Below are 22,012 nucleotides of genomic sequence, written 5' to 3' on the forward strand. Positions count from 1 at the left end.
TAAGCTTTGGTTTGCGTTGCCCAATCAGCGATTTCTGATGCCGAGCTTGAGCTCATCACGCAGATAACGGATGCTCTGGAGACAGGCGTCAAGCTCGCGGGTACGTGCCTCCTCAATTGGCTCATCCATGCTTTTAAAGGCGATCTCATTTTCCAATATGATGCGATCCATCGGGGATTTTTCGCGGATTTGACGAACCATTAACGGGCAGTCCATCGAGCCTTGTCCGTGCGGCGCACCGATGTCATGCACACCTAGCGGATCGACCACGATGATATCATCACTGAAGTGGCAGCAAAAGGCGCGGGGCAGCATCTTTTCCATTGCATCATGCGGATTCTCGATTACCTGCAGCGGATTCATGGTGTCCACGCAGGTACCAATGAGCGGATGACACAGCTTGTCAACCAGCCACAGAATTTCATCAGCGAATGTATCGGTGTGGTTTTCGATGGCAATCTGCATGCCAAATTCCTCGATCATCGGAATGGCAGCGCGAAACAACTCGTATTTTTCCGCCATCTGGCGCATGACCTCGGGATGCATACACGAACCGTAAAGCTTGGCCGGACGCTTGATATCCAGGCTGAATTTGACGAGTTCCGCCCCCAGTGCATGACCAATCTGCAGCGCTTCAGGCACGGTGCAGTTGACGCGCGAATCGCTTCCTGCATCAAAGGACGAGTTGAATTCTAAAAACAGATTGCGCTCTGCGGCGTATTTCCGCACCTTTTCCAGAAGCTCCGCACTGGGATGGGTGGTGCCCAAATCCACCTTGGTAATCTGCAGGCCGTCCAGCTCCTGCTCAACAGCGAAATCCATTACCTGAAAAATATCCATCGTCTGCTCGAAGAAATAGTCCTTGCCAAACCCCCAGCTTTCTCCAAGACCGAAAAAGTGAAGTGTGTAAGTATGCATGCCCAGTCTCAGCGGTCGTTCGATTGTATGTTTCATGATAATTCTCCTCTAATCATTGGATAACGCAAATTCTATACGTTTTGGTCTGCTGGCTGTGTTGCAGCCGTAGCGGTTTCTGCCGCTTCCCGCAGTTCCTCCTGATAGGTCTTATCGTATTTCTCGCGGTTGAACAGCATTTTCATTGCAGATATAACAACAAATATGGTAATAATCGCCGCGGGGAATCCGCATACAACGATGACGGAGTTAAGCGCATTATAACCGCCGACATAGAGCAGGATAAAGGTCAGCACGCCCATAAAAATGCCGACTGCGGCGTTGAATGCCTTGGGAACGCGGGTCTTGGATGCGTCAAGCTCTGTCTTTTTCATAAAGAGCATTGGCAGCGAATAGGCGATTGAGTCCGCGAAGGTGATAAACGTGATCATCGCAAGTACGATGAAGAACCAACGCAGGAAGGCACCGCCGGGCAGTGCGTCAAGGAAGGCAAAGGTTGCAATGCCGTCGCCGAACTGCTGCATCAGTGCGTAGAGATTGCTTCCCTCCAAAATCTGAAGCATAGCGGTGCCGCCAAACAAAACATACCAACCGCCGGTGACCACGGCCGGCAGCACACAGTTGACCAAAACGAACTGGCGCAGTGTGCGGCCATAGGCGATGGACACATAAAACAACGCCTGCAGCAAGCCCGGAACCAGATTCCAGGAGTAGTAGAACATCGTATTGTTGTTTTGCCAGCCGGTCTGATAAATGGTGTCGCCAAAGGAAATCATCGGAACGAAATCCGAAACGAAACGGCCAAGCGATTCAAATCCCAGCGTCAGGATGCGATTGGCGCCAATCGGTCCGAACAGAAGGACAAACGCCATAATCGCAAAATAGCAGATTGCGTTGACATTGCTCAGCTTGCCCATTAGCTTATGTACACCCGAGCAAGCAAAAAGCACGGTTGCAACGGTATAGAAAATCACGATATACGGTTCAAAATGCGGTGTTTCGCTCATGCCGGATACAGTGGCAATGCCGGAATTGAGTTGAATGACCGCAAGACCCATGTTGGTACCGCAATTAATCATGCAAATGATAACGAACACATTGATGATCTTGCCAATGCCGCCGTGGCACTTATCACCCAGCAGCGGATAGAGCGTGGAACTGGCCTTGAGTGTCTGGTTGCCGTTATAGTACACAAGCGCAATCATCAGTGCTACGCAGCAGATGAGGAAAAACGGTGGCAAGCCGTAGTGCTGGAAGCAGTACTCCAGTGTGGGAATGATTGCTTCGCGCGTGCCTCCCTCCACGCCCAGAAAGGCCGGCGGATTCATGAACAGGTTGACAGGACCGGATACGCCGTAAAAGCAGATGCCAACCGCGATTGTGCCGGTGAGGGTCAGCGTGAACCATGTGCCGGTCTTAATACTGGGCTTTGCATTCTTGCCGCCCAGCTTGATGTTGCCAAATTTGCTGAATACGATAAAAAGGCACAGCGCTGTCACCAGTAGAACACAGAGTACATAGACCCATTTGAAATGCGCCATAATCCAAGTGAGTGCACTGTTTAGTGCTTGATCGAACTGATTTGGGATGAATGCACCTACAACGACCAACAGTAGCAGGCAGATTGCGCCCGGGATGAGAACCTGCAAATCTATCTGTTTCCAAATAGATTGCTTGGGGGTATTCCGCTTATCATCCATTGTGATGTCTCCTTCTCCGCATTTTTTGGAAGCTTTGGGTTGCTGCTCGTTTGGGTTTTGCGTTACTGCGCTGTTCGTTCATCCACTTTTTCATATATGTCCCCCTTTGCTTTTTGTACATTGCAAACGCGTTTGCTAATATACAAAGCAAACGGCGTGCCAGTTCGGTGAAAATAACAAATAGCAAAGGAAACAAAGCGAAAATTGGCACCTGATACAAAAACGAGTTGGACATTCTGGGGAAAGTGTATAGATGAAAAACGCATTACTTGAGTAGATGCAATCAAAAAGAAAAAGCAGCTATTCCGATAGAGGAGCAGCTGCTTTTTCGTTTTAAAAAATGGATCATTTGCGCAAAAATATTTTGCGTTTAAAATCGTTAAAGGCAAAATATTTTTGCGGTAAAGGTTAGGCAAGGGAATTACCCGGTGCGGAAAGATCAATGTCATGCCGCTTGATGTAGTATTGCAAATTTTGGCGGCTGAGTCCTAAGCTGCGCGCAGCTTCTGTGATATTTCCGTCATGTTCCCGCAGCGTGCGGCGAATGATGCGGCATTCATATTCCTTCACCGCATCCTGCAGCGAGGGGAAACTCTCCGAAATCGTAAGAGCGTCGGCAACGCTGGTGTCTGCACAGATATACTCGGGCAGATAATCCGGGGAGATGGTGGAAACCGTATCCGGCAGAATAATCATGGAATGTTCGATTGCATGCTGCAGTTCGCGTACATTGCCGGGCCAGTTGTAGGAATAAAACTGTTCCAGGGTGTCCTTGTCGATATCATACACACCGCGCTCTAATTTTTGATTATACCGCATGATAAAATGCTTCGCCAACAGAGAAATATCCTCTCGACGTTCCCGCAGCGGCGGAATGGTGATATTGACCACACCCAGGCGATAAAACACATCGCGCCGCAGCCGCTTTTCTGCAATTGCCTGCATGGGCGGAATATTGGTGTTGGACAAAATCCGAACGTCCACGCGAAGCTCTGCCGACCCGCCAACCCGGCGGACGATGCCATCCTGCAAAACACGCAGCAGCTTGGACTGCAAACCCATGTTCATCGAGTTGATTTCGTCCAGCAGCAGGGTGCCGCCGTTTGCCTGCTCAAACAAGCCGGAGCGACGCTCCGCACCGGTATAAGCCCCCTTTTCTGTGCCGAACAGCAGACTTTCGAGCAGATTTTCCGGAATAGCGGCGCAGTTAATCGCCAGAAAGGGGCCGTTTGCACGACGGCTGGCATTATGAATGCTTTGTGCGAAAAGCTCCTTGCCAGTGCCTGTTTCGCCGTAGATCATAACGGAGGCGTCGGTCTTGGCGACTTGCATGCATTTCGCCACCGTGCTGCGCATGGTAGGACTGCGACAGATGATATCATTGAAATGATACGGTGCAGAAAGTGCGCTTTTCTTTTCATGGTGTACCGGTTTTACGGTTTCTCGCTCCAACAGTTTTTCCTGCAGCTCGATGATTTTCTGGTGCAGATTTTCAATGGTGCCGAGGTCGTTCATCAGATTGAATGCGCCCAGAATTTGACCGTTTTGCATAATTGGATAGTTGTTCGAAACGATATCAATATGCTTGCCGTCAATCGTACCGTAATGCTGACGCAGGTTGAGCAGAGGTTTCCTGTCCCGTATGACACGGGGAAGTGCCATTTCGCTGCCGTCGAGCATGGAATACACCTCGGTCACACTTTTGCCCCGAATATCCTTCGTAACAAGTGAATCGAGCTTCACTGCAGCATCATTAAGCAGCCAAATCCGGCCGGCTGCGTCGCACAGTACAACAGCATCGCTGATCTGATTGATTACGTTCATCAGCATATCATGGCAGGCATCATTGGTCGCATCACGAAACACAACCAACCTTGTACCCACCGGGAGATCGGGCAGCACCGGCGTGGGGCAGCGCTGCAGATACTCTCCGAATGCAATTTCAGAATAGGCTGTTGCGACACACTCGCCGCAGATATTCGGCGCGATATTTTTAAGCCTGAGACCTTCCAGCTCGCCTTTGCCATGCAGCAAATAATCGGCTGCCGAGTTGAAATACCGAATTTCGCTATCACTTTCGATTAGAACCGCACCGATCCCACAGTCGGACAGAAGCGTCAGAGCCTGCTGATAATCCATCATGATTTCCTTGCCTTTCCTCCTACAATATAGTTGCGGTTTAAGGTACGGCAGCCAGCCATGTCCTTTTTCATCTCAAAGCTGCAGCTGTTAGAATGAGAGAATAAATGGCCTGACGCTAGTTTCCAAGGGCTAACACGCCCGTTATGGAGTCCGTCAGACGCCTCTCTCATTCACAGCATTCGATTTACATAGATTGTACCGCCGTGATTCCGGCGCGTTCGTGTTACCGAGGAGATTGAACAAGCAATGAGTAAAAGCGGGGTGCCATATTCAATCAAGGGAGGACTATTATAAACTCTGCCGGAATCGATGTCTCCTAGGGAAACAGCAAAATGGCGGCGCTGCGATCAATGGATGAAGCTGCGTTGCTCCCCAAGACCTGCCTGCATACCACAGTCGGGCTGGAGCAGATGGCGTATGTCATTCTCGCGCTTGACGAAGATGCGCGGGTCGTCATGGAAGCGACAGGACGCTGCCACGAGCCGGTTGCGGCAGCCTTGCACGAATACGGAGCCCATGTCATCGTTTTGAATCCGCTGTACATCAAGCAGAGCGGTGCTGATTCCATTCGCAAGGTAAATACAGATGCTGCAAATTGCCAAGTATGGGCTTGACAACTGGAGCGACCTGCGGGAATATACTCCTACGGAGGAACATGCCGACGGCCACCAGAAATGGGTAGACTTTGTCATGACTTTTTGGCACTGTGACTGTATCAATTGTATCAGTGCAAAAGCATTTGTGGAACGCTACCAGAAGTGGTGCAAGCGCAAGAGTTATCATTTTCGAGAGACAAAGGCGCTTGACCTGTATGCCGCTAGCTGCGGTCACTTCGCAACCTTTCGAAAAAATTCCAACACCAAACTCTTGCTTACAACCGCCACACAGCAGCTCATGACCGCTAAAGCAACACTGGTTGCCATGCGGACGGGAATGCTCCGTCTAGCAAAGTTGCTTCCTAAGTATCACACGGTGCTTGCCATGTATGGCGTCGGTGAAATCACGGCGGCGCAACTCTTGGCGGAGATTGGTGATGTGCGCCGTTATCCGCGTCGCAGCTCCTTGATAGCTTTTGCAGGCGTTGATCCGGCGGTGAACCAGTCCGGCAAGCACCAGACGCATTGCAACCCCACAACAAAGCGTGGCTCTCCGCATCTGCGGAAAACACTGTATCAGGGGTGGTCTGCATCTATCTGAAAAATCTCCTGCCGATGAGCCTGCGTACCCACTCATGGACAAAAAACGCTCCGATGGCTAACCCTACTTCGTGTATATGACAGCGGCACAGAACAAATTTTTACGAATCTACAATGCCCGTGTAAAGGAGTGCTTTGCCGCGCAAGAAAACGCCGCCCCCAAGCATGATCTGACAACCTATCCTGTAACCTCCGGCCGGGAACCCACCTTCTGTCCCGGTCTATTTTGTCGTACCTTTTTTACTCTCACAAATTTGTGAGAGCCTGTTTTTTAGGGGCTTGTTTTTTGTTTGCAGACTCTTTAAGCAGGTACAAGAGAGAAAACTCCATTGCCGCTCAAACATTTTTATGGGATACATCGTAAACGATACATACTAAAACTACCGCGCACAGTCATACGATACAATTATGGATTGTATTCATTATAGATGAATTTTCATCCCATATCAAGGCCGCTTTTTACTATAGTCCAAGCAAGAAAAGTCTCTTCGGTAAAATGTGTGGGTAACGAAAAGTTAATAAAGCTTCAGGGCTCAGGGAGATAGAGTACAATAAAGGGGACAATTTCAAAAGGCATGAAAAAGCCATTGGAACTCCTTTACAATGAATGGTGTCTAGACACTCAAAAAAGGAGAGAAACCCAATGGCTAATCAACAGAATAACACAGGGCTGACAGAATTGCTGCTACAATGTATGAGCACACCCGGACCCATGCTGAGCATGCTAGAGTGGCTTTGTGCCCAACTCATGGAGGCGGAGGTTTCATCGCTGGCCGGAGCGGACAAGAATATATGCACGCTTCTACTCGCAAGGATTACCGGTGTGGCTATCGCCCACGCCGGCTGGATACCCGGATGGGCACGATGTATCTCATGGTGCCCAAGCTGCGTGGACAAGGCTACATCCCATTCTTTGTAACGGAACGCAAACGCAGTGAGACAGCACTGATCCAAGTGATCCAAGAGGCTTTTGTTCAGGGCGTTTCTACGAGAAAGATGGAAAAGCTGGCGAAAAGCTTGGGGATTGAAAGTATCTCCCGAAGCCAGGTCAGTGAGATGACAAAGGGGCTGATTTCCGCTATTCGGGAGAGTTTCCCAGGGCTTCATGGCAGCGGTGCAAGGTCCATTTCATGCGCAATATTCTGGTTCATGTACCGCATAAGGAGAAGTCTTCCTTTGCTGCCCAGCTTAAGAAAATTTGGCTTGCCCCCTCTTGCGAGCTGGCAAGGAAGCGGGCTGCGGATTTAGTGGAGCGATATAAAAATCGATTCCCAAAAGCAATTGAAGCCCTTGAAAATGGCTTAGCGGATTCTCTGGTGTTCTATGGATTTCCGGAACTAGATGCTCGTAAAATCTCATCCACCAATATGCTGGAACGGCTCAACAAGGAGATTCCCGCAGAACAAGCGTAATTGGTATTTTCCCTAATACAAATTCCTATATCAGGCTGGTGACCACATATCTCATGGAATATGCGGAGGATTGGTCTGTCTCCAGATCGTACATCAACCCAAGTCCATTCAGACACCGTTGCTTGCTGCGGCTTAATTCATAGGTCAGGAGTCCAAAATTGCGAACTTAGGTTGACACTATCCACATCTCCATGTGGTCAAAATCAAAGGGCAGGCAAGACCAGATATGCCCATAATTGGGGCACGCCTTGCAGAATACGAGAAATTTTGGCATGTCCACATAGCCGCGCAGATACTCAGCGACGGGTACGCTGGCCTCTATTTCTTTTACGAATATTCAAACGCTTTCATATTGCGCTCTCTTTCCCGAGGCGTGTCCAGACACAATCCTCGCGCAGATTCAAAAATCAGGCGTCAGGCACTGGGAAGCTGATAGGAAATGCGTTCATGGCCACGCCCTTCATGGTTGGGTATTAGCGGAAGTTCACACTGCAGAACACATGTCAGAGGAGCGCGGCCTGTACCGGCCGTCAAAGCGCCAGATGGAAAAGGCGGGCATCCTGACGGGCCCGGCTCTTCATGGAATCCGCTAGCCCGGTGGCGTTTTCTAGTGTCCACGTCACCTTGATGGCCCGAATTGTAATCCCATTTGTGCCACCGGAGGATGCTGCCGTTGGATACGTCCCGTCCCACGCAGCGCCGGGCGTTAGAAACCACCTTAATCTGCACGTTGAACCCGGGGACACAGCGCAGCGTCATACTAAGCACCAACATTAGAGTGAACTACAGAAAATCGGTGACGGAATAGAAGGGAATGTATCTCAGCTTTGCATAAAGCATCACTTCCAATCGCCGGATACGCCATCATTCCGAACAGTAAGATTCACGGCGGTATGATGGCCCAAGGGAACAAGTCCCTTGTTTTCCACCTCCACCGGATGACGGAAGAGCGGCCCATCCACAACCAATGTATGGTACTCTCCGTTTTCACCGCACAAGTCCACGCCAAAAGGGCGCATTTTCTCCAGCAGGGCGCAAGTCAAGGGTTGCCCCAGAAATGAATTCGGCAGTGCAGAGGTTTGAATACACTTGACAAGGCAGCGGTAGCCAAGGTCAATCACCTCCTGCACATTTTCTTCCCGGTCACGCTTCCAGAGCGGCAGTACAGCCTTCATGCCTACCGCGGAACATCGTGCCTCATCCCAGCGGCGGTGATCTTCTATATCAATATCTCCAAAGACGCAAGCCTCCGCGCCCATCGCTTTCGCCTTGCGCAGATGAGCTTCCATATCCTCGCCATAGGTCGCTCCCGCCACATTGCAGCGCATGAGTGGAATGCCCAGCGCATAGGAAACCGCCGTAAGCATAGCCGGGTCCATCCCATGAACCCAAGATCTGCCTGCCTCCTCACGGAATGCCACCAAAAGCGCCAGTGGCTCATGTCCTCCTGCCACCATGTGATGGAGGGCCAATATACTGTCTTTACCTCCGCTGTATGACATGACAAATTTCATATTAGCCTCCTGTAGAGTAGAAGCCGCCCGCGTTAGCGCCAAGATTATAGGTGCAGACCCTGCAGGTCATATCACCGTCCTTGAGCTGACAGCGAGAGCAGCCATAGTCTGGAATCCACTCGTTTACCTTGTACATCCAGCCGCTACGCTTGCCGCAGTCAAATTCATACAGGCTGTTGATATTTCAATGTAAGCAAGTGATACATGGTTGTGTTTTGATGCTTACAGGTGCGCCGGAGCACACGAAAAACGCTCTTTCCCTCAAAACAGGTGACGGTGTGGGTTGTAAAACCCAGCCGCCCTCCGGCATCAACTCCGCCTTTGCGGAATCAAGCGAGCCGATAGCCCCCTGCGGGTTCTGCACGGTTTTCAGCATATACTCCGCTGATTTTGCAATATAATCCTGCAGTTCATCGCCGATATAATCAGGCTCAGCGCCAGTATGAGTACCGGCAGCAAAGTCATGACTTTGCGCTTCTCGTATGTTTCACGGTGCTCCCTCTAGATTTTTACGGCGGTTCTCTGCCATTTGATTTGCTATCCTCCGAAAACGCTCTGTAACGTAGTCATAACCACCCACACTATGCGGAATGAGGCATGCGCTGCAATCTTTGACGCCCTTCTCGGTATAGCTGAAATTGCCGCCGCAAGCATCGTCCAGCATATATAGTGGACAGTAGCAGAACAGGCAGTTGAAGCTGTCCGGATTTACTCCGGCGTGACAGGGGTAATATTTGCAATCTCTATTGCAAAAGTAAGCGTAAGAGTTTTCCTTATTCATGCGTTATTCCCCTCAATCGTTTTGGTATCCTCAGTCCGGCCGCTTCCAGCGCGCGCGGCCAGTTGCCAAAGCGCAAACGGATATACTGGCGGTAGACACAGTAAATTTCATTCTACTTAGGCGCGCAGCCAAGCTCTGCGACGGCAGCAGTCAGAAATGCAAGAAGCTCGCTGTTTGAGAAACTCTGATAGACGACTTCGCCATGAGGATTTGTGCCGTCGTAGATTTTCCACAGCTCCGGCGTACAGTAGTCAAATGTGTTCCCGTCGCGAGGGAGTGCTTTCAGCAATTTTGCGCAGGCGGCCAGGTGTTCCCTATGCACCCAGATTTCTTCTTGTGTCACATTTTCGCCTCCCGATTACAAAAAGGGCTTCCTCCATCTCGGAAGAAGCCCTTTTGCTGTGTTTCAAGACTTCCCCAGTCGGGAATCGCTTGCTTCTTTGTTTGCCGGCTATACGGCAGGGGGAAGCCCGCGACGGAATCGCACCGTCTTGCAATTCTCTTTACTTCTTGCCGTTTTCCATGTAGCGCATGAGTATTGTTCGCCACCTGCGCGCAAGTCGCAGGGCCCTGCGGCATCAGCGTGTTATCCGAGCCATTGAGCAGTCCCGCGTTGACGCACCAGTCCATGGCGGGCAGCGCGTAGGCGGAAATGGCCTCGTAATCCGCGAACTCCCGGATAGCCATACCGCCCTGCGTGGTGTCGTACTTCTTATACTGCGCGTAGCGGTACAGAATCGCCGCAAGCTGCTCGCGGGTGATGGAAGCGTTGGGGGCAAAGATTGTGCACCAGTACCCTTCGCGATGCCGTTGGCGTTTGCTCAGATAACCGCATTCATGTAATACTGTTCCGCTTGCACGTCTGTGAAGCTGCTCGTGCCGGTAACTGTGGGGCTGCCCTCCATCCGGTAGAGCGCCGTTACCAGCATGGCGCGGGTCATGGCAGTATCGAGAGAGAAGGCACTTACCATTTGATTTTTTCCTTGCCGTTTCCCATATCATACAGCGCGGACTCTAACCCGCCAATTCCTTCTTTGACGCGGCATAGTCGATTATTAATGATTGCGTATCCATTGTCGTATCGGGAAATGCTCATCTCATATTCCCATGCAGAACCAAAGTACAATCTCAGTTCATGCGCACCGTATAACTGATAATTCTTGGGCGTATTGATTCGCTCACGCGGGATATACGTATAGCTTCCAACGATCTCCTGTATGCCGACAATATCATCCGAATCATCAAATATAATGTATTCATAACCGTTATCATCCAATGTAATCCGGTCGGGCACACTGCTTCCGTATATCTCTTCACGAGTTACCACGTGAAGTGTCGGGAGATAAATATACGCAAGAACCGCGCATAATAAAACAGCAGCTCCGATAGCAAAGCGTGTTCTTTTTCTCATCTTGGCACCTCCTCACTTTAGGTACTGGCGGCAGACTGAAAATATATGAAGCCATCATCAAAGGCTGCCCCTAAAGCATAGTAAAATAGAGTTAAGTCTACACTTTCACGCTTCCCTCAAGTGGAAACAGCAATATATCGATTGTCGGATGTGTCCTGAAAGTACTTGGTGATTGTCATCCAATGCCATGCATATCTATATTCATCTACATACTTTGCAACCCATGATTTATTGCTACACAATACAGGAAGATTATTGGTGAGCGCGTCCTGTATCTGTCGTGGTAAAGTGAATTTGTAACACGTCCACCTAACAGATATAATGATTGTTAGGAAGGAAGTGCCGCCGTGGAACGGATTACGAATGAAACGAGAAAAAAGTCCTCCGAGAACATATTCAGGATGGCGGACCCTGGAAAGCCTTGCAGCTGAGTACGGCGTAGCCAAGGCCACAGTTTCCAATTGGGTACACACATATCGCGAACAAATGACACCGAGAAATCTCCATTAGAACTCATGGAGGAGGTCCGTAGACTTCGTCAGGAGAAGGCTGAGCTGGAAAAGGAGAATCTGTTCATAAAAAAGCAGCGGCATTCTTTGCGAAGGGGTTCGATTAGTGGCATATCGGTTCATTAATAAGCCTCAAAAAGAGTTCGGGCTCAGATGGCTGCTTGTCCGAATAGGCATCTGCCCTAATGGATACTACAACTACCTCAGACGAGCAAAAGCAGACTATCAGCACCAAAAGGCAATAGCCTGCCAAAATATCAAATCCATTTACCACGAATTAAGCGGTATTATTTGGCACCGTTCCATGAAAGTGTTTTTGGAAAGAAGGGGGCATTTTCTTAAGCAAGCCAACCGTTCACAAGTATATGAACAGAGAATTGCATCTCCAATGCGTATGCCGACGGAAAAGACCTGACTACAAAAAGTCACATGCCCACGAGGTGTTTCCAAATCTCCTTCAGCAGAATTTCCTTGTAGAAAAGCCAAATCATGTCTGGTGTACGGATTTCACTTATCTCTATATCACGAACGGAACAATTCGCTATAGCTGCACCATCATCGATTCGTATGACCGAAGTGTAGTTTCCAGTGTTAATAATCAATGGATAGCATCAGATCTTGCAATTTCTGCCGTGACCTCGGTATTCGGCAAAGCATGAGTCATGCCGGATGCCCTTATGACAATGCGCCCATGGAACGATACTACATTTATCAATACAACTTTAACACGATTCCTGAGCTGGATCATGCTGTTTCGGAATTTGCCTACAACTGGTACAACCAGATTCGCCCCCACGCTTATAACGACTACCGAACCCCCTTTGAAAAGAGGTTCTCGTTGAAATAATTAGGTGGTGGTGTTACAAAAATACTTGACCACGACAAGACTGTGTTAATGTCCAGAAAGTCAGCAATCTGTTTTCTGATGTGCGGCATCCGTCAGAAGTTAAGCACTTCGACCGTGCAATTCTGCAATGCAGAAAAATCATCCAGAATATCAAATATGATGTATTTCCCCTCACTGAAGCAACACGGCCGTATAACGCCGATGAGTGATGATAACATTCATCGGCAAATCTTATTGAAACATCGCACCGGATGATACATCCTTGTTTTTCCTGCGCGCTGCGGCTGGACACCACGTGTTTGAATGAGTATAGCAGCCAACACCCCCATGCAAACTCGACGCCGTGTCTGCATTTACCGTTACTTCGCCCCCGTTTTATAGATTTGTACCTGACACGCCGCCCCCCTCGTTCTCGCTTGGCACCAATGTCTGCTGTATTGATATATGGCAGACATTTATCATGCATTAATACCACAAGGGATGTACCCATTCAAAAAGCATGCTTTTGCTCTACGATTCAATCATCCCGTACTTTGTTTTGATGCGATCCAGTTTCTCCAACAGTGCCGGACCTGCAACCCACAGGAAAAACACTGTTGAAATCGCATGAATCAAATCCATTGGCACACCGACAGTACAGGCTGTAATAATCATGCCCCAGGTGATATGCGCCTGGGTTTGGAATACGGTATAAGTATTCATAATAAAACCATAGATAAAAAATACGGAGAGTCCGCCGAAGGTGCACAGCGCGGCACGATTTCGCCGCAGAATGCCCTTTCGGAACAGTACGCCAGCGAGAAAACCGATGATGCCCATTGCAAACATCTGAAACGGCGTATACGGTCCTTGGCCGAAAAACACATTGGACGCAAGCATGCTCACCGCGCCGACCAGGAATCCCGATTCTCCGCCAAAGGCCACCGCCGCGATGATTACGATCGCCGCGACCGGCTTGAACTGTGGCACAAAAAAGAAGGCCGCACGGCCGGCCACCGCGATGGCGCACAGCGTTGCAATGACGACGATTTCACGAGCCTGCGGCTTTCTGCGCTCAAACACGAGGAAGAACGGCAGCATGGTTTCCAACACGATCAGCAGCGAAATAAAGTAGTACTTTCGGTTGCCCAGATAAAACGTCCCGACATACAGCGTCAGCGGAATCAGCAGCAGAATCATGACGGCCGCTGCGACTGTGCGCGGGCTGAGCCTGCGTTTTCCGCGTGCAGCCTGCAGCGTCTCAGGCGGCAGGTCAGCGCGCCGTGTCAGCAGCGCCGCACCGCTGACGGCGCACAGTACCGTCGCCAGCAGTCCGATTGCATACCCCCAACTGTTGGGCAGCAGCACGAGGCCGCTCGCCGCCATATCATTTCCTACTGGAACGGGCATGCCCCGAACAATCCAATAGGTCATGATGAGCGCCAGCGCAACCAGTCCATACCCCAGCGCCCTGCGCCATTTCGGGACAGGCTTTTCCGCCCGCGCCTGCTCGGCCTGCGCACTTTTTTTGCGGTAAAGCGGCGTCGGCGCGAAATCAGGCTCGTCCACCTTGCCGCCGCAGGCGTGTATCACATCCTCCGCCGTCACAGCGCCGGGCAGAAGACCGCGCGCCATGCGGTTGGCAGCCGTCGTATAGAAGCTGTTGCCTGAGAAAAACGCCTGCGGAGTACCTTCCGTAACGATTGTCCCGTCAAAAAACATGGCGCATCGGTCAGCATATCTGGCGCAGAACTCCACATCGTGGCTGACCATGATGATTGTAACGCCCGAAGTCTGCAGCCGCTTCAAAATGCGCGCCAGCTTTTCTTTGAAATGCCCGTCCAGCCCCTTGGTCGGCTCGTCGAGCAGCAGTAGCCTCGGCTCGAGCAGCAGCACTTTGGCCAGCGCTGCGCGCTGCTGCTCGCCCCCTGAAAGATCATACGGGTGCTGCCCGAGTAGCGGTCCGAGTTCACATAATTCGGTTACATCGGCAATTTTACGCGCACGCTCAGCTTTTGAAAGACTGCGATCGGACAACATTTCATACAGGTCAAGCTCAACTGTTTTTTTGACGAACATCGCCTGCGGGTTCTGTGGCAGCACGCCGAGCAGACCGCCGAATTTCTCACGGTCGGAAATTTCGGTGATTTTGCGCCCGTCCAGCCGTACCTCGCCCCGATAAGGCTCGTGCACGCCGGACAGCAGCGACAGCGTGGTCGTTTTTCCCGTTCCGTTGCCGCCGACGACTGCGTAAAACGCGCCCCGCGGCACGGTCAGGCAAACGCCCTTGACCACGTCAGACGCGTTTTTTTCGTAGCGGAACCATACGTCGGACAGCTCCGCCATCGGCGTAGTGTCGGGCGTGGTGTCCGCTCGTTCCGGAACCTGTTCGACCGTGTTGTGCTGTGCGTGCGCAGTGAGCCAGTCCCGCCCGTCCCGCACGGTGATTGGACACTCGAGCGTGCTGTTCACCCCCGCGTAGATGCGCATCGGTGTGGGCATGGCGAGGAACATATCGTGTCCGCGCGCTTTGAGCGCCGTGCCGACCGCGCGCGGCGCACCGTCCGCAATGACCGCGCCCTCGTCCATGACGATTACGCGGTCGGACAGCGGCAGCGCATCCTCCAACCGGTGCTCGGTGAGCAGTACCGTCGTGCCGAGCTCGCGGTTAATTCTGCCGACTGTCGCAAGGAAATCCGCCGCCGCAATCGGGTCTAGCTGGCTGGTCGGCTCATCCAGAATCAGCACGCTCGGCTGCATGGCCATAACGGCTGCAAGATTCAAAAGCTGCTTCTGCCCCCCGGACAGCTCGTTTACATTCTGATAAAACCAGGTCTGAATGCCGAAAAAGCTGGCCATTTCCGCTACGCGCAGGCGGATAGTCGGCGTGTCCAAGCCCATGCTTTCCAGTCCAAATGCCAGTTCATGCCACACCTTGTCGGTCACAATCTGATTATCCGGACTTTGCAGCACAAAGCCGATGCGCTCGGCCTGTGCGCGCTGATCGAGCGCATCGAGCGGCGTGTCGTCAAAAAATATGCCGCCCGTTTTGCTGCCGTGCGGCGCAAGCACACTTTTTAGCTGCCGCAGCAGCGTCGTCTTGCCGCAGCCCGACTTGCCGCAGACGGTTACGAACTGTCCCTTATCAATCTGAAGCGTTACATCTCGCAGAGCGGGCCGGGTCTGTTCGGGATAAGTAAAGGTAAGATTCGTTATGCGATAGGCTGACTGCAACGTTTCCCCCATCCTCTCATCAATGTATCTTGCTGCACGGCGATTGCCTGTTCGCGAACGCTCCGGCAATCAGCACGCAGTTCATGCACCAGAAATTCCGGTGCAATTCGGTCGAGCACGGTCGTAATCTGCGGATCGTGCCAGGGTTCATGCCGGTCAATCTGCATGACCTGCCCATAGCTGGCCGAGTAACGTGCGTAGTAGTCATCCGACAGATTCTCCGGCAACCAGCCGGTATGGTTTTGCAGAAACTCGCCGGAAAGCGACTGATGCAGATGCACGCCGCGGACTGCCCGAGACAGATTTCCGTGTGCGTCGAGCATTGCATGGAGATACCGAACGCCATCGGCTTCGGTTCGCAGCCGCGGATTGCAGCACATCAAATGTCCGAAATCCAGCATGATGCCCTTATTTTCATACTCAACTCGGTCGAGCAGCCGGCAGGTCATTTCAGAATCGGTAAAGGTCAGTCCCGGCCACCACTGGTTCTCCATCAGAAAAGTGAAGTTCTCCCGCCGTCCGTCCAGCAGCAGATTGATGACCTCGGCAGCGGCGTCGATTACCTCGGCGTCGGTGTGCAGCCAGTCAAAGGTAAACCCTTCGTCGACCGACACGTCCGACACATGATAGACTACGTATTCCGCGCCCAACGCCGCCGCACGATCCAAATCGGCCGCGTAGTAATCAAGCAGCCTCTGACGAGTGGAACCGCCGTAAAACTCCTGCCAGACCGAATCGCTCCCGAATTTGCGGCGAAGCGCATCCTTGTCCTCCCGCCAAAAGTCCAACCAATCGGGATAAAAAGTCAGATGATAGCCGATGCAGGCGGACGCGGACACCGTATCCGGAATATCCGTACCGCCCCAGATTGCTTCGATGCCGTCGCACCGCGCATTCCGGCAGGCAGCCTGTATATCCGAATACTGGGCAAGCGTCTCGCTGTCGAGCGGCAGGCTCATCACCTGTTTCATGCAGTCCCCTCCCCGGCATTGCCCCGTTTTATATCAGTCATTTGCCGCGCTGATAAACGCTTCCATTTGTAATCGTCCGCAAGGTCTATGATGAGCGGCGTCAGGCAAAGCCCAATATATGCCGCCATCCCCGAGACCGACCATGCATCCCACGGCGCGATGCGGAAGGTCGGAAAATACCGATAGCCAAACCCGCCTGCGAGCGCCATCATCAGGATATAGCCGCCTAGTCCGCCGATTGTCCAGAGTGCAGCTCGATCGCGCTCGTCAAAGCGGTAAATCGAAAAGGCTGTGCGGCCCGGCAGGCCGTAGCCGCGGCTTTTCATGCTGTCCGCCGTTTCAATCGCGTTTTCGAGCGCCCAGGTAATCATGATGGACAGGATTTTCACCCCGTGCTTTGCGCGCGAGAACAGCGACCCGTTGGACACATCCCGTCCGACACATTTCTGGGCGTTCGATACCGTCTTGAGCTGCTGCTGAAATTTCGGAACAAATCGCAGCACCATGGATAAAATCAGCGACATCGCCGGGATGATCCGTCCAAACAGATAGACGAATTTATCCGAGGTGATGATTTTGTTGTAGCAGGATAACCAGCACAGCACCGCAATCAGCATGGTGGATGCCGCAAAGCCGTACAAAATGGATTCCAGCGTCAGCGGGTTTCCGGTCGGCAGATAAAGCAGCATGGTCGCGCCCTCATGGTTGAAGGCCGGATTAACCAGCGCGGTCAACAGCAGCATGGGCACCATGTACAGCAGGTTGATGCACACCGCACGCCTGCCGCCGAGATAAGCCGACCACGCAAAAGCGCCGATCAGCGAAATGAGCAGTGCTGCCGGATGCATGAAAACCATGGTAAACAGCAGCACCAGCGCAAAATACAGAAAATTTACCGCCGGATGGTAGCTTGAAAACGCGTCCCGCATCATTCACCGCCCGTCGAATAATAGCCGCCTACGTCAACGCCGAGATCGCAGGTGTACACCCACTCGACCTTGTCGCCTTCCTTGAGCTGATAGCGCGACCAGCCGTAATTTGGGAACCAGTCGTTCACCTTGTACATCCAGCCGGACAACTCACCGCAGTCGAATTCGTAGAGGTTGTTGATGCCTTCGATATACGCCGAATTGTAAATCGGAGTGTTTTCAAATTCCATATGGATTTTAGCCTTCTTCATTTCACGCTGCAGCAGATTGAACACGCTTTCGCCCTCATAGAAGGTCACCGATGCTTCGGCGAAAATCACGCCGTCCGGCGGAACCAACTCAACCTTGTCGACATTCAACCAGTCCATATGGTTTAAAATTGTGTCGCACCGCACGGACAGGGTGCATGTCTTGGCCACATCCGAAACCTTCACGTTCTGCGGCTCAACCGGAACCGGTTTGCCCTCGGGCACGGGATCCGTCAGGTATTGATCCTTGCCGGTCGATGCATCAATCACCATTCCCTGACTTGCCGAATAGCTTTGCGAGCCCTGTTCGACCCCGGGTGATGATCCCCCCGCGATTTCCACCGCGGCCTCGAGCTTTTCCTGCACGGTCATGCCGCCCTCGCTGCCGCCCGGACGCGATTCTATCCCGTCGGACGCCGCGTCAGCCTGCCCCTCACTCGGTTTTGCAGGCGCCGCAGCTTCCTGCTCCGAACCGACCTGTGCGTCCTGTTCTTTTTTCTGCTCGGTCTGCTCGCTGTCGTCCGTCTGCACCTTGGACGCCCATTCTTCGCGTTGTGCCTGCTGCGCCGCATCATGCGCATCGCGCGCGGCCTGCCGCTCCGCCGCTGTGTCCTGTGCTCCGGTTGCGACCGACGGCTGCTGCACGCTCCACCCCTGCAGACCAGGCGCACCGCCGCCGTACCAAAATGCGGCTGTCAGCACGACAAGGACGGCCGCACCTACGATTAGCTGTCTTTTATATAGTTTCAGCTTCTGTCCGATTTTGGAAAGCTTCTCTTTCATATGCGCTCGCCCTTTCCCTCCTGATTATAGCAGCTTGGCCTGCCCAAGCATATTGAACAGCATCTGAGCGATTTCCCCGCGCTTGATCGCGGTCTTGGGTCGAATGTCCAAATCGCTCTGATCCAAAATACCGGCCTGATAGCAGAATGCCAGCGAAGGACGTGCCCAGGCATCACTCGTCACATAATCCGAAAACTGCGCCAGCATGTCGCGCACTGCCGCGTCGTCCATCTGGTTGTCCATGCCGCACAGCTTTGCCGCGCGGGCAACCATTGCCGCTGCTTCCTGCCGCGTAATCGTGCCTTCGGGTTCAAAGGTTGTATCACTTGTGCCGTTTACAATGCCGTAGGTATTCGCCGTGCCGACGTAGCCTGCATACCAACTGCCCGCGGCAACATCGGCAAACTTACCGCTCTCCTTGGGCAACAAGCCAAGCGCCTTGACCGTGATGGTTGCAAATTCGGCGCGGGTCATGCCGGCGTCCGGCGCGAATGTACCGTCGCCCTTGCCATTGATAATCTGACGGGACGCAAGTGCCTCGATTGCGGAGATATTCTTGCTGAAAATAATATCAGAAAAGGTCACGCCAGGCGCGGAAACCGGCACGGACTTCACATCGGCGTGCTTACCCTCCAGACCTTCGCCTGCTGCAGACCCTGCGGCCGTGTCGGCAACCATAATCGCATCGCTCATGCGGTACAGGCTGTTTTTACCCTGTGCGGCACGCTGCGCGGCAACCAGACCGTAAAATCCCTGCTCCGTCGCCATCTGATTGGAGCCGGAACCGGTGGCCGTGTGCAGGAAGCCTTCCCCCTGCTTGTAGAAGGTCAGCAAATTATCCAGCACGGTTTTGCCGTTTTTGACAAAGCGGGCATCGTCCAGCGAAACACCCAGTTCGGTCAGCGCAACCAGAATCTGCACGGTGCTTTCAGAATTGACCGTGCCCCATGAGCTGAAGCCGCCCGAAGCATCCTGCTGCTTCGACATACAGGCAAGCGCCTGATTTGTCGCGGTCTTGACCGCTGCCTGATCCTGATACTTTGCCAGTGCCTGCAGCGCCATACCCGTGATGTCAGGATCGGATACGCCGTCTCCCGAGGAAGCCGCGCTCGTTCCGCCGAACAGCGACCATCCGCCGTCAGCAAGCTTGCAATCCAAAATGCGGTCGACGTACATCTGACGCGTAGCCTGCGTTGCGGCCTGCACGTTGACCGGCATCGGATAATCGCGCGAATCAAGCGCAATCAGCGCCCAAATCGGGCCGTTCAGCCCCTGCCAGATCGTCTTGTCGTAATCACCCAGCGCCTTGGTCAAATCATAGCCTGCGACATTTCGCGCATCCTTGCCGATGGACGACAAGGCGACAATCAGCCGGGAGTATTCGGTATACTTTTTATCATGCAGCACGCCGCCGCACGCCTTGACATATGCCTCGACTGTTGCGTAATAGTCCTGATAATAGCGCTCCGGAATCGTATAGCCGCTGCGTGCCAAGCCGATGACCGCCCACTCGCCGCCGATTGAACCCACCTGCGGGTTGGCGACGGTTTTATACATGTAGGACGCCGTGTCATTGACCGCGGATGACAATGCTTCGCTTGTCGCCGCAAACGCACCCGTTATCGAGCTGAGCAGCATTGCGACTACCGTAATCAGTGTTAATGTTGTTTTCCTGAACTGTTTCATCCTAAAATTCCTCCTTTTGTTGCGTTACTCTCAATAAGCAATTGAATGACTCTTTCGATACTGTGCGGCCGCCGCGTGCCGCTGTGCCTCGCTCAGCGGCGACAGGCCGGCAAGCGCCAGCGCCGCACCCCATGAACCGCAGTGACGCCACAGGCCAAACGCGACGGTGTGCGGCACCTCCAAGCGGAGCGGCGTGCGCTGCAGCTGCGCGTATAGCCGGCGCATCACATCCAGCCACAATGCCACCTTGGTAGCATCGGCACGCTGCTGCGGAAACCCATTCTCCCAATCTTGCTGCATGCAAACCGCAAGGTAGCTCTCAATCTGAGGGAACGACGCATCGCGAAACCGCGCCTGCAGCGCCTTGATCGCCTCGCCCGCACGGCGGTGATACAGCAGCCCTGCCTCCTGATCGGCAAGCAGAAGGTATGTCGGTTCCGCAGCGTCTTGCGTCAACCCTCGAATATAGCTGTGCGCGCGCGACCGATAACGCTCACTCTGCCGTTTGGTCGGAAACGCTGTTTCGTTTGCATTCTGCCAATTGCCGAACCGCTTGCACAAGTAGGCTGCATATACCTTGTGCACCTCATCCTGCTGTGCGTGTTTTTTTCTGCTGGCCTGCGCATGTCGGCTGCGCAAAATGTCCAACAGCTCCCAGTCGGTAAAGCTTTCATACACCTGAGCACCAATTTCGCTGCCAGGCGCGAGCATTTCCCATACCGCAGCATCGCATACCGTTAAATTCGCACCGTTTTCTCTTGCATACCGATCCATTCTCTGAATCAGGCTGCGGCAGCCGGCTAACTCCTGAGCGGTCAGCACCTTTTGGCTCTTTCCCGGCTCACGCTTCCTCCACCTGCTCTCCGCACGCACCGGATTTTGCGCCCATGCACATTGAGCCTGCCGCTCACATTGTTTACCTGCAGTTTTCATCATCATCCCCCTTGCAGCAAAAGCAGCTTAAAACCGCATTCACGGGGACATTGATCGTTTTTCCCAAGGCCGACTCGCTCAAAATGATAAAAAGGTGCGGATAAACCGCACCTTTGAAATGAAATCGTCTGTACGGGCGCACGTGTAAAACGCCGCCCTACCGAAACAATTCCCTCTGCTAAATGCTGCTTACCACATATAAAATCGAGCGATGCCATTCGGACACACCTTCAAACAGGCATGACAAACCGAACAATGCACCCCTCCATTTCACAATTGCGTGTTGTAAATGGTAGCAGCCTCCAGCAGGTATTCTGACTTGCGCAGTAACGCTCTTCTCCGCCTTCTCACGATACGACCCCGCACCGCAATGGATATGGAGATGAGCTGCACGCATACAGCAGCACGACTGTTCAGGATTCTCACCTGATTCCCTCTTAGCTTGACGCTCCGCAGCCAGTGCGGTAGCGAGAAGAACTGTTAGCCGGTAAATTGTTTTGCAATGAACTATAAAGTTTTAAAAATAAAAGCCCCGTCCGGTGCATCCGAACGGGGCTGAAAACGCAAACCCTGAATTCCATGAAAAGAATCCCATTTCACTTGCGCCCTGTTTCCCGGCCCGGAAAGCATGGAACTTTTTTCGGCAGGTCTCCTGACTTATGGCTCATCCTCCGAAGCGCCTTCTCAGCCTTGCGGCCAATGGCATTCTGCTTCTTCGTCACCAATCACAGTAAAGGCAGCTGCGCGGGATTCTCACCCGCTTCCCATTTTCAGACATGCCGCTTGCGCGGCTGTCCACCGAAAAAACTCTTATTTACTTTA

General features: G+C 52.6%; 18 protein-coding genes, 2 pseudogenes and 2 riboswitches. Of the genes and pseudogenes, 4 read left to right on the forward strand and 16 right to left on the reverse strand.

All coding sequences use genetic code 11. The annotated features are described in order from the left end of the window. Window positions 1–24 precede the first annotated feature (24 nt). The 4 genes from QOX26_RS01905 to QOX26_RS01920 form a co-directional block, all read right to left on the reverse strand. Window positions 25–954 (reverse strand): sugar phosphate isomerase/epimerase family protein, encoded by a 930-nt coding sequence (locus QOX26_RS01905; RefSeq protein ID WP_283673190.1) that lies wholly within the window; start codon window positions 952–954, stop codon window positions 25–27. 35 nt (window positions 955–989) lie between these two features. Then, the gene (locus tag QOX26_RS01910) at window positions 990–2,615 is read right to left on the reverse strand and encodes a BCCT family transporter (protein WP_283673191.1); all 1,626 of its coding nucleotides are present in this window, start codon (window positions 2,613–2,615) and stop codon (window positions 990–992) included. A 62-nt stretch (window positions 2,616–2,677) separates the two neighbouring features. Continuing rightward, window positions 2,678–3,064: a hypothetical protein gene (locus tag QOX26_RS01915; RefSeq protein ID WP_283673192.1), complete on the reverse strand. Its 387-nt coding sequence runs from the start codon at window positions 3,062–3,064 to the stop codon at window positions 2,678–2,680. Further along, window positions 3,024–4,757: a sigma-54 interaction domain-containing protein gene (locus QOX26_RS01920; protein WP_283673193.1), complete on the reverse strand. Its 1,734-nt coding sequence runs from the start codon at window positions 4,755–4,757 to the stop codon at window positions 3,024–3,026. The genes QOX26_RS01915 and QOX26_RS01920 overlap by 41 nt, the downstream gene beginning before the upstream one ends. A 332-nt stretch (window positions 4,758–5,089) precedes the next feature. On the opposite strand from QOX26_RS01920, the gene QOX26_RS01925 reads away from it, so the two are divergent. The 3 genes and pseudogenes from QOX26_RS01925 to QOX26_RS01935 all read left to right on the forward strand — a co-directional run bounded on the left by QOX26_RS01925 (window position 5,090) and on the right by QOX26_RS01935 (window position 7,508). After that, on the forward strand, window positions 5,090–5,371 hold the full coding sequence (locus QOX26_RS01925; protein ID WP_283673194.1) for an IS110 family transposase: 282 nt from the start codon (window positions 5,090–5,092) through the stop codon (window positions 5,369–5,371). Next, window positions 5,343–5,954 carry an IS110 family transposase gene (locus QOX26_RS01930; protein ID WP_283673195.1) on the forward strand — a complete coding sequence of 204 codons (612 nt, stop codon included), beginning with the start codon at window positions 5,343–5,345 and terminating at the stop codon, window positions 5,952–5,954. The genes QOX26_RS01925 and QOX26_RS01930 overlap by 29 nt, the downstream gene beginning before the upstream one ends. 642 nt (window positions 5,955–6,596) lie before the next feature. Further along, window positions 6,597–7,508, forward strand: a pseudogene (locus QOX26_RS01935) (transposase). A gap of 696 nt (window positions 7,509–8,204) precedes the next feature. Here the strand turns inward: QOX26_RS01935 and QOX26_RS01940 are convergent. The 6 genes from QOX26_RS01940 to QOX26_RS01965 form a co-directional block, all read right to left on the reverse strand. Continuing rightward, entirely contained in the window at window positions 8,205–8,879 is a 675-nt protein-coding gene (locus QOX26_RS01940) for a diphthine--ammonia ligase (RefSeq protein WP_283673196.1), read from the reverse strand. A gap of 1 nt (window position 8,880) precedes the next feature. Continuing rightward, a complete protein-coding gene (locus QOX26_RS01945; protein ID WP_331488461.1) occupies window positions 8,881–9,060 on the reverse strand; it encodes a DUF4430 domain-containing protein in 180 nt (59 codons plus the stop codon). A gap of 306 nt (window positions 9,061–9,366) precedes the next feature. After that, window positions 9,367–9,660: a cysteine-rich small domain-containing protein gene (locus QOX26_RS01950; protein WP_283673197.1), complete on the reverse strand. Its 294-nt coding sequence runs from the start codon at window positions 9,658–9,660 to the stop codon at window positions 9,367–9,369. Window positions 9,661–9,772: 112 nt separating this feature from the next. Further along, window positions 9,773–10,003, reverse strand: a complete 231-nt coding sequence (locus tag QOX26_RS01955) for a hypothetical protein (RefSeq protein ID WP_283673198.1) — start codon at window positions 10,001–10,003, stop codon at window positions 9,773–9,775. Continuing rightward, window positions 10,000–10,662 (reverse strand): S-layer homology domain-containing protein, encoded by a 663-nt coding sequence (locus QOX26_RS01960; protein ID WP_283673199.1) that lies wholly within the window; start codon window positions 10,660–10,662, stop codon window positions 10,000–10,002. Before QOX26_RS01960 ends, QOX26_RS01955 begins: the two co-directional genes overlap by 4 nt. After that, window positions 10,625–11,071, reverse strand: a complete 447-nt coding sequence (locus tag QOX26_RS01965; RefSeq protein WP_283673200.1) for a hypothetical protein — start codon at window positions 11,069–11,071, stop codon at window positions 10,625–10,627. Before QOX26_RS01965 ends, QOX26_RS01960 begins: the two co-directional genes overlap by 38 nt. Before the next feature lie 394 nt (window positions 11,072–11,465). Between QOX26_RS01965 and QOX26_RS01970 the strand changes: the two are divergent. After that, a pseudogene (locus tag QOX26_RS01970) lies at window positions 11,466–12,427 on the forward strand (IS3 family transposase). 510 nt (window positions 12,428–12,937) lie between these two features. On the opposite strand, the gene QOX26_RS14320 reads toward QOX26_RS01970, so the two are convergent. The 6 genes from QOX26_RS14320 to QOX26_RS02005 are packed head-to-tail and all read right to left on the reverse strand — an operon-like array spanning window position 12,938 to window position 21,190. Then, a complete protein-coding gene (locus QOX26_RS14320) occupies window positions 12,938–15,652 on the reverse strand; it encodes an energy-coupling factor transporter ATPase (RefSeq protein WP_331488460.1) in 2,715 nt (904 codons plus the stop codon). Continuing rightward, window positions 15,619–16,611, reverse strand: a complete 993-nt coding sequence (locus QOX26_RS01985; RefSeq protein WP_283673201.1) for a TIM barrel protein — start codon at window positions 16,609–16,611, stop codon at window positions 15,619–15,621. The genes QOX26_RS14320 and QOX26_RS01985 overlap by 34 nt, the downstream gene beginning before the upstream one ends. Continuing rightward, on the reverse strand, window positions 16,608–17,540 hold the full coding sequence (locus QOX26_RS01990; protein ID WP_283673202.1) for an energy-coupling factor transporter transmembrane component T: 933 nt from the start codon (window positions 17,538–17,540) through the stop codon (window positions 16,608–16,610). Before QOX26_RS01990 ends, QOX26_RS01985 begins: the two co-directional genes overlap by 4 nt. Next, window positions 17,540–18,571 (reverse strand): DUF4430 domain-containing protein, encoded by a 1,032-nt coding sequence (locus QOX26_RS01995; RefSeq protein ID WP_283673203.1) that lies wholly within the window; start codon window positions 18,569–18,571, stop codon window positions 17,540–17,542. Before QOX26_RS01995 ends, QOX26_RS01990 begins: the two co-directional genes overlap by 1 nt. 24 nt (window positions 18,572–18,595) lie before the next feature. Next, the gene (locus QOX26_RS02000) at window positions 18,596–20,257 is read right to left on the reverse strand and encodes an S-layer homology domain-containing protein (protein WP_283673204.1); all 1,662 of its coding nucleotides are present in this window, start codon (window positions 20,255–20,257) and stop codon (window positions 18,596–18,598) included. Window positions 20,258–20,287: 30 nt separating this feature from the next. Then, window positions 20,288–21,190 (reverse strand): hypothetical protein, encoded by a 903-nt coding sequence (locus tag QOX26_RS02005; RefSeq protein WP_283673205.1) that lies wholly within the window; start codon window positions 21,188–21,190, stop codon window positions 20,288–20,290. Window positions 21,191–21,477: 287 nt separating this feature from the next. Further along, window positions 21,478–21,687: riboswitch (cobalamin riboswitch) on the reverse strand. Between the two features lie 128 nt (window positions 21,688–21,815). After that, window positions 21,816–22,008: riboswitch (cobalamin riboswitch) on the reverse strand. Window positions 22,009–22,012 lie beyond the last annotated feature (4 nt).

This window comes from Butyricicoccus sp. Marseille-Q5471 (genome assembly GCF_951230135.1).
Classification (GTDB): Bacteria; Bacillota; Clostridia; order Oscillospirales; family Butyricicoccaceae; genus Agathobaculum.